Below are 14,583 nucleotides of genomic sequence, written 5' to 3'. Positions count from 1 at the left end.
ATGTCAATGGCGGGCTTCGACGACCGCGGCGACCAGGCCACCCAGGCCCTGTGGGCGGCCTGCCGTCCGTCCAAAAGCACGCAGTTCCTCGAGTCCGAAGCCCCGGTCCGCCAGGAATGCGGCGACGGGACCCCACGAGGGCGGCACCGCATCGATGCCGAAGGTCAGCGGCTCGCCCAGCGCCTTGAGCGAGCTTCGTGCGACGCCCATGAAGAACGATTTTTCCTTCAGGCCCTCGGCCGTGAAGTAGTCGAAGGCCACCACGCTGCCGGCAGCGGTGCCGGCAATGGCGCGCAGGGTGGCCTCCACGGCTCGGCGGTCCAGGTACATGGTGACTGCTTCCCAGAGGAAAAAGCTTGGCTTGCCCGGATCGAAGCCGGCCGCCACCAGCCTGCCAAGCCAGTCGTCCCGTTCGAAATCGGCTTCGACGAAGGTGATGCGGGAGGATTCGATGCCCGCCGCGGCCAGGGCCCGGCGCTTGACCGCCTGGGTCCTGGCGGTATCCACCTCGAAGCACTTCACCGCCGTTCCGGCCGGCAGCCTGAAGGCCCGGGTGTCATAGCCGGCACCGAGCAGGACAAACTGGTCCACGGCATCCAGATGGCGCTCCAAGGCAGCATCGAAGAACGTGGTCCGGCCCGCCTCCTCATAGGCCGCGGGAACGGCCGCGCGGTACGGATACCGGTAGCCGGCCGGCACGTAGCCGGTCAGCCGGTGCGCCAGCAGCGTGGCTGCGGTGGCCAGGCGAAGCCCCTGATGCGGCACGGCGGGCAGGGCCAGGACCAGCCGTTCGCATGGCAGGTCCGCCCGGGAACCCAGCCGGTGCAGCATCCACCGCAGGTAGAGCGGGCTCAATGCTGTGGTCGACGCGCCCGTCCTGCGGCTAAAGGAAAACATCCTCGCCATGAAGACCACATAGCCGGCCAACGTGAACGGAAACAACAGCACCTGGATGATGCGGTAGGCAACTGCGGAAAGGAGCTGGCGCATACGGGCCTCCGTGATCCCTGGGCAAGGTCGGGCTGGTCGACCCAGTACAGCACAGGAGCCGCCAAGGATGACCGGCCCTTCCGCCCGGACGGAGGGCACGAAACAAGAATGCATCAACCTGTTTACAGCCCGCGCTTATCACGTTGCAGATGCAGAAACTAACTTTATGAATGCGGAACGCAGCGCGTCTCGCCGCCGCTGGGCCACGTGCTGCGCAGCCAGGGCGGGCAGATGCTCCGGCTGGGCGGTTTCATCAGGCTGACCGCGCTGGCCTTCTACATCTTCTCCACCTACATGACCACCTTCCTGGCCAAGGTGGTCGGCATGCCGGCGGACCAGGTGCTCTTATCCAACCTGCTGGCCCTGGTCTTCGCCACCGCCATCGCCCCGCTGATCGGCAGGATCTGCGACCGGGTGGGGCGCCGCCGCACCATGCAGTTCGCCGGCCTGTCCCTGGCAGTGCTGATCGCCCCCTCCTACTTCCTGGCCACACAGGGCAGTTTCGGTACCGCACTGGCCAGCCAGGTGGTCATGGCCGTCGGTGCGGTGAGCGCGAACGCGGTCACCGCGGTGCTGCTCTCCGAATGCTTCCCCACCAACATGCGCTACACCTCCTCCGGCATCTGCTACAACGTCACCTACGCCGTCTTCGGCGGCACCCCCTATCTGGCCACCTGGCTGATCAAGGAGAGCGTCGGCAAGTCGCTGCGCCGGGATGAGCACGTTCCGGCCTGACCCTCCGGGATAACGACGGCGGTGCGCGGCCCACTTTCGCGGGCGGCGCACCGCCGTCGTACCATCAACATTACGGTTACCCGCCGGGCGGCTGTTGCTACTGCCGGCGCCCGCATTCGCGATGCGGCATCGCGAAATTCTGCATGCCAGAATTCCATAACCATCCCACCGTGTCCTCCCTCACCCTTGTTCTCATGCAATTCCCCTCCCCTCTCGCCAAAACCGGCACCGCCGAAGACGGTATATCGTCCGCGAAGGCAGCGTTCCCGCGCTCATCGCTCCTCGCCGTACTGGTCTGCTGGCTGCTGATTGTCTTCGACGGCTACGACCTCATCGTCTACGGGACCGTTCAGTCCTCCCTGTTGAACAACACCGACTGGAACCTGAACAAGGCGACGCTGGGAACCATCGGCTCGATGGCCTTCGTCGGCATGTTGATCGGTGCCCTCCTGGCCGGCCGGCTTGCGGATGCCCTGGGCCGACGCCGGACCATTCTGGCTTGCGCCATCACATTTTCCGTGTTCACGATCCTGTGTGCCTTCGCCCCGAACGCCACGACGTTTGCCGGGCTGAGGCTGCTCGCCGGCATTGGCCTGGGCGGTCTGGTCCCTTCTGCCAACGCCCTGGCTGCCGAACTGGTGCCGGTACGCTGGCGGGCTACGGCGGCGACCCTGATGATGTCGGGCGTACCCATCGGCGGCTCCCTCGCAGCACTGACCGGCATCGTCCTTATTCCCGCCTTCGGCTGGCAGTCCATGTTCCTGGTTGCAGCCATCGCCCTAGTGGTCGTGGTCCCGCTCGGCTTCAAATACCTGCCGGAAACCCTCGCCGACCACAGGCTGCACGCCGACCGGTCCCGGGCGGGCTTCGGCACCCTGCTTCGCCCTCCGTATCTGGGCGCCAGCATCCTGTTCGCCGTTGTCACGCTGGCGACGCTCTTTGCCTGGTACGGCTTGGGCACCTGGCTGCCTAACCTGATGGAACTGGCAGGCTACAACCTGGGCTCGGCCCTGACCTTTGCGCTGGCCCTGAACCTCGGCGCGGTAGCGGGATCCGCGGTCACAGCCTGGGCCGGCGACAGGTTCGGTGCGGTCCGGAGCGCCACGGCCGCTGCGGCTATCGCGGCCATCGCACTGGTCGTGATCATCAGCGGGCCCCCGGTCGCCGTCGTCTATCTGATGCTCATCCTGGCGGGTGTCGGCACACACGGCACCCAGGCACTGGTGATCGCCGCCGTCGCCGGTCACTACCCCTCGCACCTGCGGGGAACCGCGCTGGGCTGGGCCCTCGGCGTCGGCCGCATCGGTGCGGTCGCCGCACCACAGGTCGGCGGACTGCTGCTGGCTGCCGGACTAGGCGTCAATTCCAACTTCCTGGCTTTCGCCGGCGCTGCCGCGGTGGCAGCTGTGGTACTGGGCGTCATCACCGCCAAGGTCAGGACACATCACTTCGCCTAGGAGAGCGGTAACGATGGTTTCGGCGGGGATGCTGGACGTGGTGGTCTTTCGTGGCGTCAGCCTGGCATGCCTTCGGTTTCGGGCAGGAAGTCGGCCAGATCCACCTCAAGCTCCGCCTTGGCGCGGAGGACCTCCGGCACCAGGCCGGCGTCGAACACCTTGCGGAAGCGGGTGGCGGGCGTGGCCACGCTGATTGCTCCGAGGACCCGGCCCGCGCCATTGTGCAAGGCCAAACCCAGGGCGCTGACGCCCTCTTCGGTACCTTCGAAATTGGCCGCAAAGCCCGTGTTGCGGATGGCCCTCAGCTCCTCGGTGAAACCCGGGAACTCATCGTCCGTCAAGGCGTCCCCGGCCGCCTCGGCGGCCGGGCTGCGGTACAACTGCTCCAGCATCTCCGGCGGCAACTCGGCCAGGATGGCCTTGCCGCCGGAGGCCCGGCGGGCCGGAAGCACCGTCCCCTGGCGGTCCCCCACCCGCAAAATGCCGGTGCCCTCGACCGTGCTGAGAAAGCGCACTTGAGTCCCGACCCGGATCATCAGGTTCACGGTCTCGTTCAGCCGCAGGGCCAGCACTTCCAAATGGGGCTGGGCGATAGCGCGCAGCTGGGTAGTCCAGCTGACACCCGCCGGACCGACCCCCAGGGACGGGCCGGGCAGGTACCGCTTGGACTCATCCTGTGCGGCAAAACCGCGGTAGACCAGCATGGCCAGCAGACGGTGCGCCGTGGACGGTGCCACGCCCAGCTCGGCTGCCGCGTCCTTGAGCCGGAGGCTGCCAAAGTCCCGCAGCAGCTGCAAGAGCTGAAGCGCGTTGTCCACGGCTTCGATGGCATAGGTGGGCTTCCGGCGCGGGGTCCGCTGCTTCTGCACGTCAGAATTGTAGTCCTGCCGCCAAGCTTTACCGCCGCGGCATCGGCCGGGCGCGGGCTTTGGCGCGGGGCCGGTGCGCCTCCGCCCCCATCCTTGAACCCCCGCCCCCTGCTTTACGGTTCAAGCAACCCCCTGACCTGCGGGTTTGCAAAGCTTGAAGGCTAAACATGGGGGCCGAGGTTCAGCTGGTGGGGCCGGTACCGGTGTCCGTACCGGTGCCGGAGCCTGTTCCGGTGCCGGAGCCGGTGTCCGTGACCAGCACCATGGTGGCCGTCAGGGTCGAGCCGTCCTTAAGCGCCGTCACGCGCACGGTCTGGCCCGCCGCCAGGTCCACGCTGCCGGTCGCGCCCTGCTGCGTTTGGTCACGTCTGCGGCCGAAACCTCCGGCGGAAACCACCGTGTCATCGGCCAGCGTGTAGGACTGCTTGAAGCCGTCGGCGCTTTCCACCGTGAGCGTGCCGTCCCCGGCCGCGGAGACGGTGCCGGTCTGGGTGGCCATGGTCGCGTAGCCGCCGTCGTCCTGGACCACGTATTCACCGTGCAGCGCGCCGGCGGCCATGCCCAGGTCTCCGGGGCCTCCCCTGCCGCCCAGGTCCATCGAGCCGCCCAGCTGTCCATCCAGTTGCCCGGAGCCTTCCGGACCCGCCGGACCACCGAACTGGCCGTCCTGGCCCAGGCCGGGAGCCTGCGCCGACGCGCCGTGGCCGGAACTGCCATTGGCGGCGTAGACGGCCGCCCCGGCCCCGGCCGCCAGCACGACGGCGACCCCGGCGGCAACCAACCCCTTCTTAAGCGGCGAGGTCCGGGCCGCCGGTTTCGGGCTCGGCGCACCCCACGCCGGCGGCACGGCCGGGCCTTGTCCGGCCTCCGGCGGGGTCCAACCCACCCGCGGCTGCGGTGCCCCGCTGTGCTTGTCCTGCGGATTCTCTGCCATCGTCGCTCCTCAACATCCGGGGCGTTTGCCTGCCCCGGACCAGCATCCGAAGCATTCCTGTGCCGCCGCTGTGCCGGATGGCTGCGCGTGCTGTGACTGCCGTATCCTTGGACCGGCCAACGTTCACAGCCCAATCACAGCTGGAGCTCAGGTTTGGACTACTTGCCGCAGGAAGGCTGGTACGCATGGCAAGCCCCCACACCACCAACAGACTGCCCGCCCTGACCCACCCGGACGGCACCCCGATCCGCGCCCTCGTGGTCGATGATGAACCCAGCCTCTCCGAGCTGATGAGTATGGGCCTGCGGATGGCCGGCTGGTCCGTGGCGGTGGCCGAGGACGGTCCGTCCGCAGTGAACCAGGCCCGCGACTTCCGTCCCGACGTACTGGTGCTCGATGTGATGCTGCCCGGGTTCGACGGCGTGGAGGTCTTGGGCAAGATCCGTTCCTTCCTGCCCGAGGTCCCGGCACTGTTCCTCACCGCCAAGGATGCGGTGGAGGACCGGATCACCGGCCTCGCCGCCGGAGGAGACGACTACGTGGCCAAACCCTTCAGCGTGGAGGAGGTCATGCTGCGGCTGCACCGCCTGGTGCAGCGTTCCGGAGCCTCCGCCCAGGACGACGCCGAGCTGGTGGTCGGGGACCTGGTGCTGAACATCGACACGCGTGAGGTGACCCGGGGCGGCGAGGACATTCCGCTGACCGCCACCCAGTTCGACCTGCTCCGCTACCTGATGGAGAACCCGCGCCGGGTGGTCAGCAAGGCCCAGATCCTGGACCGGGTCTGGCAGTACGATTTCGGCGGCCAGGCCAACATCGTCGAACTGTACATTTCCTACCTGCGCAAGAAGATCGACGTCGGACGCGTCCCGATGATCCACACCGTCCGCGGCGTCGGCTACGTGATCAAGCCTGCCAGCGGCGAACGTTAGGGATGTCCAGCCTCTCTGCCGCCACCTTGGAGGCCGGGCGCGGCCGGCTCAATCCGGACCGCTGGCAACTGCGCACCAAGCTGGTGCTGGCCACGATGGCCCTGCTCGTGGCCATCTGCGCGGTGGTCGGGGTGATCAGCTACGCGTCGATGGATTCCTTCCTGACCGGCCAGCTCGATACCCAGTTGGCCCAGGCCAGCCACCGAGCCAGCGAGTTCGGCGGCCCGCCGCCGTCATCCGGTTCCCGGCCCGATCCGCTCGAGGCACGCGGCCAGGGCGCCGGCACACTGAACGCACGCTTTTCCGGGGGCGACGTGGACGTGGCCGGTCTGATCGGCCAGGATGGCAGGCGGCTGACCCTGCATCCCGAGGATCTCGAGGTGCTCATGGACCTGCCGCAGACCGCCGCTCCCGCGGACCGCCGGCTCAGCGTCGGGGCCTACCGTCTGGTCTCGGTCAAGACCCCCTATGGTGACGTCATTGTCACCGGGCTGCCGCTGGCCACCAAGCAGAACACCCTCAACTCGCTGGTCCTGACCTTGGTGCTGGTTTCGCTGACCGGGCTGGTGCTGGTCGGCCTGCTCGGCACGGCCATCATCCGGCGCACGCTCCAGCCGCTGGAGGCGCTCTCCGGTGTGGCAACCAAGGTAGCCAGGCTGCCGCTCGACGCCGGCGAGGTGGCGCTGGCGGTCCGGGTGCCGCCGTCGGCCGCCCACCCGGGCACCGAGGCGGGCAATGTGGGCCATGCGCTGAACCGGATGCTGGACAACGTGGCCGGGGCGCTGACCGCACGCCAGCAGTCCGAAATGAAGGTGCGCCAGTTCGTCGCGGATGCCTCGCACGAGCTGCGCACACCGCTGACCGCGTTGCGCGGCTACACGGAGATGCTCAAGCTCACCGAAACCTTCACGCCGGACGGTGAGAAGTCGCTGGCGCGGATCCAGAGCCAGTCGCTGCGGATGGGCCGGCTCGTGGAGGACCTGCTGACCCTGGCCAAGCTGGACGAGGGCCAGCCGCTCAAGCTCGGCCCGGTGGATCTGACCCAGCTGCTGGTGGAGACCGTCGCGGACCAGAAGGTGATTGCCCCGGACCACCGCTGGGTGCTGCAACTGCCGGAGGAACCCGTGGAAGTCACCGCCGACGCGGCCAAGATCCACCAGGTGCTGGTGAACCTGCTCAGCAACGCCCGCAAGCACACCGACCCGGGCACCACGGTGACCGCCGCCGTCGCCCGGTCCGCCTCCGGCGAGGCGGTCATCACCGTCACCGACGACGGCCCGGGCGTTCCGGCCGAGCTGCAGCAGACGGTGTTCGCGCGCTTCACCCGGGCGGACAAGGCGCGCACCGGCACCGACGGCACCACCGGCCTGGGCCTGTCCATCGTGCAGGCGATCGTCGAGGCGCACGGCGGCAGCGTGGAGCTGTCCTCCCGGCCGGGCCGGACGGAGTTCGCGGTCTACCTGCCTGCCCGGGCCCGCGCGGTTCCGGCCGCTTAGACCTAGTTGCCTAGCCTTTCTGGTCGACGGCCGACATGTCGCCGACGCCAGGTGTGCCGTCGGCGAGTGCGTAGCGCTGCAGCACCGCTCCCTTCGGTGAGGCGACGACCGGTTCGATGAGTCTGAGGTTGGTCGGAACCACCCCGTCGGCGAAGACTTTCTTTCCCCCGCCGAGGAGGACCGGATACACCCAGAGCGTGAGCCGGTCGAAGAGCCGCTCGGCGAACAGGGTCTGCACGAAGTCGAGGCTGCCGATGACGTGGATGTTTGCGTGCCGGTCGCGCAGTCCGCGCACGGCGGCGGGGGCATCGGGGCCGAGCAGTGTGGAGCCTGCCCACTCCAGGCTCGGCGTCCGGCGTGAGGCCACGTATTTGGGCAGGCGGTTGAACAGCCGTGCGATGGCCCCGTCCGCGTGCGGCCAGTACGCGGCGAAAATGTCGTAGGTCCGGCGCCCCAGCAGCAGCGCGTCCATTCCCGCCATCCCGGCGTCGATCTGCCCGCCGACAACCTTGTCGATGAGGGGCGCCTGCCAGCCGCCGAACGCGAAGCCGCCGTCGGTGTCCTCCTCCGGCCCGCCGGGCGCCTGCGCGACGCCGTCGAGCGTGGTGAAAAGGTCGATATGGATGAGTCCCATGCCGTGCTCCTTCCCTAGCGCCGCGGCAGGTTGCGCAGGTTGCTGCGCGCCATGCTCACGGCCTCGCCCGCGCCCTTGTTGAGCACGATTTTGGACATCGCCGTCGCAAAGCCGAAGACCTGCGCGCCGGTGACCTTCGGCGGAATGGACAGCGCGTTCGGATCCGTGATCAGTTCCACCAGGGCCGGGCCCGGGTGGGCGAAGGCCGTCCGGTACGCCTTCTCAATGTCGCGCGGATCCTCCACCCGGACGGCATGGAAGCCCATCGCCGCGGCGATGGCCGCGTAGTCCACCGTCGGCACGTCCACGCCGAAGTCCGGCAGCCCGTCCACCAGCATTTCCAGCTTGACCATGCCCAGGGTGGAGTTGTTGAAGACCACCACGTTCACCGGCAGCCGGTACGCCGCCACGGTCAGCAACTCGCCCAGCAGCATGGACAGCCCGCCATCGCCGGAGACGGACACCACCTGCCGGCCCGGGAAGGCCAGCTGCGCGCCGATGGCCTGCGGCAGTGCGTTGGCCATCGAGCCGTGCAGGTAGGAGCCGATCAGCCGGCGGGTGCCCAGCGGGTTGATGTACCGGGCGCTCCAGACGTTGCACATGCCGGTATCCGCCGTGAAGACGGCGTCCGGCGCGGCGACCTGGTCCAGCAGCGAGGCCGCGTACTCGGGGTGGATGGGCTTCACCTTTTCCACCTTGCGGGTGTACGCGCCCACGGCCTTGTTCATCAGCTTGTCGTGCTTCTTGAGCATCTGGTCCAGGAAGGCACGGCTGCGCTTGGGCTCGAGCAGCGGCTGCAGTGCCTGCAGCGTCGGTTTCACGTCGCCGTGGACGGGGATCTCGACGTCGGTGCGCCGGCCGAGCTTCTCCGCGGCCCGGTCCACCTGGGCGGTGCGGGTGGACGGCAGGAACTGGTCGTACGGGAAGTCCGTGCCCAGCAGGAGCAGCAGGTCCGCGTCCTCGATCCCCTCGGCGGCCGCGCCGTAGCCGAGCAGCCCGGTCATGCCGATGTCGTACGGATTGTCGTACTGGATGAAATCCTTGCCGCGCAGCGTGTGTCCGATGGGGGCGTTGAGCGTTTCGGCCAGCCGGATGACGTCGCCGTGGGCACCCTGCACGCCGGCCCCGGCGAAGATGGCCACCTTGTCCGCGGCGTTGATGGCCGCCGCCAGTTCCCGCACGCACGCAGGGTCGGGCAGGACGGTCCCGGGCAGGAAGCGCCGGCGCGCCGGGGTGGGGGCCGCGGCTTCGAGACTGGCGATGTCCCCGGGCAGCGTCACCACGGCCACCCCGCGCAGGGCGACGGCGTGCTGGATGGCGCTGTTGAACACCCGCGGGGCCTGTTCGGCGGTGCTGACCAGTTCCGAATAGACCGAGCACTCGGTGAACAGCCGGTCCGGATGCGTCTCCTGGAAGTAGCCGCTGCCGATCTGCTTGCTGGGGATGTGCGAGGCGATGGCCAGCACCGGGGCACCGGACCGGTTGGCGTCGAAGAGCCCGTTGATCAGGTGCAGGTTGCCCGGCCCGCAGGAACCGGCGCAGACGGCCAGTTCCCCGGTCAGCTGGGCCTCGGCCCCGGCAGCGAACGCGGCGGCTTCCTCGTGCCGCACGTGCACCCAGTCGATCCCGCCCCGGGCGGAGCCGCCGGTGCGGCGCACGGCGTCGACAATGGGGTTGAGGCTGTCCCCGACAATCCCGTAGATCCGGCGGACGCCTGCGTCCCGGAGTTGTTCGACGAGCTGGTCTGCAAGTTCCCTGGCCATCCGGCCACGCTCCTCACCTCGTAAGGTGCCGGGCCCGGGCCGGTCCGGCGCTGCTGACGATCCTAGCGGGTGCGGCAGCAGGCGTCCCGGTTCGCTACCGCGTTAGCCGGCGTGCTGACAGCACCGTCACCAGCGCCAGCGCCGAGCATACCGCCATGGACAGGGCCATCGGCACGGCGGAGTGCTGCCCGGCCACCCCGGTCAGCGGACTGACCAGGCCCCCGAAAAAGAACTGGATCAGCCCCAGCACCGCCGAGCCCGCCCCGGCCCGCCCCGGCACCCGGCTCTGGGCCAGGGCCACGGTGTTGCCCATGATGAAGCCCAGGCAGCACTGGCTCAGGAACAGCTGGATCAGGATGCTCCACCCGGTGATCCCCGCCAGCACCAGCCCGAGGCCTGCGACGTTGACGGCCACCATGACCGTGACCGCGGTGCGCAGGATGGCGGCCGGCGCCACCCGGTCAACCAGCCGCGTATTGACGATGGCGCCCGCGATAGCCCCGCCCGCGTTGACCGCGAAGACCACCGAATAGCCCAGGGCGGAGAAACCAACCACGTTCTGCACTACGAACGAGGACGCGGAAATGTAGGAAAACAAGGTGCCGAAAACCAAACCGAAGGTCAGGGCGTACGCCATGAATGACGGCGTGCGCAGGACCGCCCCGGCATTGCCTGCGACGGCGCGCAGCCCGCCGCGGTGCCGCCGTTCCGGCGGCAGCGTCTCCGGGACCACGAGTACCGAGCACGCAAGCATGAGCAGTCCAAAGCCGGCGAGCGCCCAGAAGACCACCTGCCAGGCGGCGACGGTGGCGATGATCCCGCCGAGCAAGGGGGCCAGGACCGGGGCGAAGGAGGTGATGGTCGCCAGCACCGAGAACAGTTTGGCAGCCTGCCGCCCGGTGGCGATGTCGGAGACGATGGCCCGGGCAATTACCACCCCAGCGGCCCCGGCGAAGCCCTGGACCAGGCGCAGGGCCACTACCACCCCGATGCCGGGAGCCAGCACGATGGCCACGGAGCTGAGCAGGAACAGCAGGTTGCCCGCAACCATGAGCCGGTGCCGGCCAAGCACGTCGGAGACCGGGCCGAGCAGGAACTGCCCGACGGCCATGCCCACCATGTAGCTGGTCAGGGTCAACTGCACCGCGGAGGCCGAGGTCCCGAAGAAATCCGCCATCGCCGGCATCGAGGCCAGATACATGTCCGTGGCCATGGGGCTGACCGCGCTCAGGATCCCCAGCGCGGCCACCAACACGGTCCGGTCCTTGCCACCGGAGAGCTTCAGCCGGGACCGGAAGCGGTCATCGGGGTGCGGAATGGTCATGAACGTCCTTTGCGTGAGGGGCCAGATCATCCTAGGCATGTCTCCGGCCGCATCTGCGGTCACAGCGGCGGCACAGCCTGGTGCTAAGGCCGGCACAATCGGCCGCGGAAAAGTCGGGGACATGACAACCCCCATCCGTGTCCCGCAGACCACCGCCGGCTCCATCCCGGACCAGGGCCCGCCCGCCGCGCCAGGCCCGCGGGTGGCAGAGCCCCGCGCAGCGATCAATACCGCCGCGCTGGAGGACCTCGGCGTGGCCGTGCTGGATGTGACCGTCCCGGTCTACAACGAGGAAAAGGACCTGGAGCCGTGCGTGCGCCGGCTCCATTCCTACCTGTGCCGCCGCTTCCCGCACAGCTTCCGCATCACGGTGGCGGACAATGCCTCCACCGACGGCACGCTGCGGCTGGCGGAACGGCTGGCCCGCGAACTTCCCCAGGTACACGTGGTGCACCTGGACGAGAGGGGCCGCGGCAATGCACTGCGCAGGGTGTGGCTGGCCTCCGGGTCCCCGGTCCTGGCCTACATGGACGTGGACCTGTCCACGGATCTGGCCGCGCTGGCGCCGCTGGTGGCTCCGCTGCTTTCCGGCCATTCGGACCTGGCCACCGGCACCCGGCTGGCCCGCAGCTCCCGGGTCTCACGCGGGCCCAAGCGCGAGTTCATCTCGCGCAGCTACAACTTCCTGCTGCAGTCCCTGATGGGCGCCCGCTTCAGCGACGCCCAGTGCGGTTTCAAGGCCATCCGGGCCGATGTGGCCCGCGAACTGCTGCCGCACACCCTGGACAAGGCATGGTTCTTCGACACCGAACTGCTGGTGCTGGCCGAACGCTGCGGACTGCGCTGCCATGAGGTGCCGGTGGACTGGACGGACGATCCGGACTCCTCGGTGGACATCGTGCACACGGCCCTGGAAGACCTGCGCGGAATGTACCGGATGACGGCGGACCTGGCCCGCGGCCGGATCCCGGTGGCCCGGCTGCAGGCGGCGCTGGCCCGCGGGCCGCTGCCAGCGGCGGCGCGGGCCGAGGAGTCCGGCCGCCGGGCGAGCCTGTTCGGCCAGCTGGTGCGCTTCGGCGCCGTCGGAGCGGCCTCCACCTTGTTCTACGGGGTGCTGTTCCTGCTCGGCCGCGCCATCCTGGACGCGCAGGCGGCCAACTTCGCCGCCCTGCTGATCGCCGCCGTCGCCAATACCGCGGCGAACCGCCGCTTCACCTTCGGGGTGCTGGGTACCGAACGGCTCGCCCGCCACCATTTCGAGGGGCTGGTGGTCTTCGGCATCGGCTGGGCGCTCACCGCGGCCGGGCTGGCCTGGGTGCACGGGCTGGCCGACCCCGGCCGCTGGACGGAGCTGGCGGTGGTCACCGGCGCGAACCTGGTGGCCACGGCGGTGAAGTTCCTGCTCTTCCGGCTCTGGGTGTTCCGCCGGCGTCCCGCCCCGCGGCCATGACGCCGGCCGCCTCTCCCCTCCCGCAGACCCGCACCAACCGAAAGCACACCATGACCAGCACACTCCGCGCCCGGCAAGCCGCCTCTGCCCAGACCCAGCCGCCCGTCCGCTCCCGGCGCTGGGTCCGGCTGGCCTTCGGCGCCCAGCCACGCTGGGTCCGGCCCTCGGCCGCCGCCCTGCTGACCGCTACCGGCTTCCTGTACCTGTGGAACCTGGCCAACTCCGGCTATGGCAACAGCTTCTACGCCGCGGCCGTGCAGGCCGGCAGCAAGGACTGGGTGGCGCTGCTCTTCGGCTCGCTGGACGCGGGCAATGCGATCACCGTGGACAAACCGCCGGCTGCGCTCTGGATCCCGGGCCTGTTCGTCCGGATCTTCGGGTTCAGCTCCTTCACCATGCTGCTGCCGCAGGCGGTGATGGGAGTGGCCGCCGTCGGCGTCCTGTACCTGGCGGTCAAGCGGGTCAGCGGCCCGGCCGCCGGCCTGATCGCCGGCGGCGTACTGGCGGCCACCCCGGTGGCCGCACTGATGTTCCGCTTCAACAACCCCGACGCCATGCTCACCCTCTGCCTGGTGCTGGCCGCCTACTGCACCGTGCGCGCCGTCGAAAAGGCCTCGTGGCGCTGGCTGGCCGCCGCCGGCGCGCTGATCGGCCTGGCCTTCCTAACCAAGATGCTCCAGGGCGTGCTCATCGTTCCGGCACTGGCGCTGGCCTACCTCTGGGCCGCCCCGGCGACGCTGGGCAAGCGGCTGGCCCATCTGGGCGCGGCGCTGGCCGGGATCGTGGCAGTGGCCGGTAGTTATCTGCTCGTCTTCCAGCTCACCCCCGCCTCGGTCCGCCCCTACATGGCCGGCTCCGAGAACAACAGCTTCCTGGAGCTGACCTTCGGCTACAACGGTTTGGGGCGGATCTTTGGCGGTACCGGTAACGGCGGCGGGATGGGCGGGGGCAACACCGGTTTCGGCGGTTCCCCCGGCCTGCTGCGCATGTTCGGCGCGGCCTTCGGCACCGAGGTGTCCTGGCTGCTGCCCGCGGCCTTGCTGATGCTGGCCGCCGGGCTGTGGTTCACCCGCCGCGCAGCACGCACGGACCGGGTCCGCGCCTCGCTGGTCATCTGGGGCGGCTGGACCCTGATCACCGCCGCGGTGTTCAGCTTCATGGGCGGAACCATCCACCCGTACTATGCGGTGGCCCTGGCTCCCGGCATCGCCGCCCTTGCCGGGATCGGCGCCGTCCAACTCTGGCGCGGGCGGGCGTTTTGGCCAGCCCGGCTGACGCTGGCCGCGGCGGTGCTCGCTGCCGGCCTGTGGGGTGCCGTACTGCTGGGACGGGACGCGAGTTGGGTGCCCGGGTTGAAGTTCGTGGTGATCGCCCTGGCGGCCCTGGCGGCCGCCGGGCTGCTGCTGCGGCTGGACCGGCGCCGGGCCGGGGCGATGGTGCTCGTGGCTGCGGCGCTGCTCGCCGGCGGACTCGGCTCCACCGCCTACGCCGTCGCCACGGCCGCGGTGGGGCATACCGGTTCGATCCCCGTGTCCGGCCCGTCCGGACGGGACTCAATGGGCGGCTTCGGCGGCATGGCAAACGGACGCGGCGGCCTGGCGGATGCTCCGGCAGGCGGCCCTGCCGGCGGCGGGCCACAGGACGCGTCCGCCTCCGCCGAGCTGACCGCGCTGCTCAAGGCTGCCGGCACCAAGTGGTCGGCGATCGTCTCCGGTGCCCCGTCCGCCGCCAGGCTGGAACTGGCCACCGGCACGAATGTGATCGCGCTGGGTGGCTGGAACGGCGGAGACCCCTACCCCACGCTGAAGCAGTTCAAGGAAATGGTGGCCGACGGACAGATTGGCTACTTTATTGCCGGCGGCATGGGCGGGCCCGGCGGCCGCGGCGGCAACTCCGAAGTTGCGCAGTACGTGGCGGAGAACTTCGAGGCCATGACGGTCGGGGGCAGCACCGTCTACAAGCTGGCGCGCGGCTGAAGGCGCGGCTGCCCCATCGACTG

12 protein-coding genes are annotated in these 14,583 nt (G+C 69.5%); 6 read left to right on the top strand and 6 right to left on the bottom strand.

Annotation, left to right across the window (positions count from 1 at the left end):
* Positions 1-3: 3 nt before the first annotated feature.
* Positions 4-990, bottom strand: coding sequence for a class I SAM-dependent methyltransferase (locus tag LVY72_RS04635; protein WP_237818304.1), 987 nt, complete (start codon positions 988-990; stop codon positions 4-6).
* A 207-nt stretch (positions 991-1,197) separates the two neighbouring features.
* Here LVY72_RS04635 and LVY72_RS04630 point away from each other — a divergent pair, with 207 nt between their 5' ends.
* Complete coding sequence (locus LVY72_RS04630; protein ID WP_237818303.1) at positions 1,198-1,725, top strand: MFS transporter; 528 nt, start codon at positions 1,198-1,200, stop codon at positions 1,723-1,725.
* A 194-nt stretch (positions 1,726-1,919) separates the two neighbouring features.
* The gene (locus LVY72_RS04625; protein WP_237818302.1) at positions 1,920-3,182 is read left to right on the top strand and encodes an MFS transporter; all 1,263 of its coding nucleotides are present in this window, start codon (positions 1,920-1,922) and stop codon (positions 3,180-3,182) included.
* Between the two features lie 56 nt (positions 3,183-3,238).
* Here the strand turns inward: LVY72_RS04625 and LVY72_RS04620 are convergent, their stop codons facing one another.
* Both LVY72_RS04620 and LVY72_RS04615 read right to left on the bottom strand, forming a co-directional pair.
* Positions 3,239-4,051: an IclR family transcriptional regulator gene (locus LVY72_RS04620; protein ID WP_237818301.1), complete on the bottom strand. Its 813-nt coding sequence runs from the start codon at positions 4,049-4,051 to the stop codon at positions 3,239-3,241.
* 181 nt (positions 4,052-4,232) lie between these two features.
* The gene (locus LVY72_RS04615; protein WP_237818300.1) at positions 4,233-4,985 is read right to left on the bottom strand and encodes a hypothetical protein; all 753 of its coding nucleotides are present in this window, start codon (positions 4,983-4,985) and stop codon (positions 4,233-4,235) included.
* A gap of 185 nt (positions 4,986-5,170) precedes the next feature.
* Between LVY72_RS04615 and LVY72_RS04610 the strand changes: the two genes are divergently transcribed.
* Together LVY72_RS04610 and LVY72_RS04605 are read left to right on the top strand one after the other, a co-directional pair.
* Entirely contained in the window at positions 5,171-5,917 is a 747-nt protein-coding gene (locus tag LVY72_RS04610; protein WP_237818299.1) for a response regulator transcription factor, read from the top strand.
* A 2-nt stretch (positions 5,918-5,919) separates the two neighbouring features.
* Complete coding sequence (locus LVY72_RS04605) at positions 5,920-7,413, top strand: sensor histidine kinase (protein ID WP_237818298.1); 1,494 nt, start codon at positions 5,920-5,922, stop codon at positions 7,411-7,413.
* A gap of 10 nt (positions 7,414-7,423) precedes the next feature.
* On the opposite strand, the gene LVY72_RS04600 is transcribed toward LVY72_RS04605, so the two are convergent.
* The 3 genes from LVY72_RS04600 to LVY72_RS04590 form a co-directional block, all read right to left on the bottom strand.
* Positions 7,424-8,047 carry a dihydrofolate reductase family protein gene (locus LVY72_RS04600; protein ID WP_237818297.1) on the bottom strand — a complete coding sequence of 208 codons (624 nt, stop codon included), beginning with the start codon at positions 8,045-8,047 and terminating at the stop codon, positions 7,424-7,426.
* Positions 8,048-8,061: 14 nt separating this feature from the next.
* Positions 8,062-9,810: a pyruvate dehydrogenase gene (locus tag LVY72_RS04595; protein WP_237818296.1), complete on the bottom strand. Its 1,749-nt coding sequence runs from the start codon at positions 9,808-9,810 to the stop codon at positions 8,062-8,064.
* A gap of 94 nt (positions 9,811-9,904) precedes the next feature.
* Complete coding sequence (locus tag LVY72_RS04590) at positions 9,905-11,134, bottom strand: multidrug effflux MFS transporter (RefSeq protein WP_237818295.1); 1,230 nt, start codon at positions 11,132-11,134, stop codon at positions 9,905-9,907.
* Positions 11,135-11,255: 121 nt separating this feature from the next.
* Here LVY72_RS04590 and LVY72_RS04585 point away from each other — a divergent pair, with 121 nt between their 5' ends.
* Entirely contained in the window at positions 11,256-12,584 is a 1,329-nt protein-coding gene (locus LVY72_RS04585) for a bifunctional glycosyltransferase family 2/GtrA family protein (protein ID WP_237818294.1), read from the top strand.
* A 50-nt stretch (positions 12,585-12,634) separates the two neighbouring features.
* Complete coding sequence (locus tag LVY72_RS04580; protein ID WP_237818293.1) at positions 12,635-14,560, top strand: glycosyltransferase family 39 protein; 1,926 nt, start codon at positions 12,635-12,637, stop codon at positions 14,558-14,560.
* Positions 14,561-14,583 lie beyond the last annotated feature (23 nt).

The organism is Arthrobacter hankyongi (assembly GCF_022012395.1).
Classification (GTDB): Bacteria; Actinomycetota; Actinomycetes; order Actinomycetales; family Micrococcaceae; genus Crystallibacter; species Crystallibacter hankyongi.
Note: the sequence above shows the minus strand (reverse complement) of the source record. Positions and strands in the feature narration are given on the sequence as shown.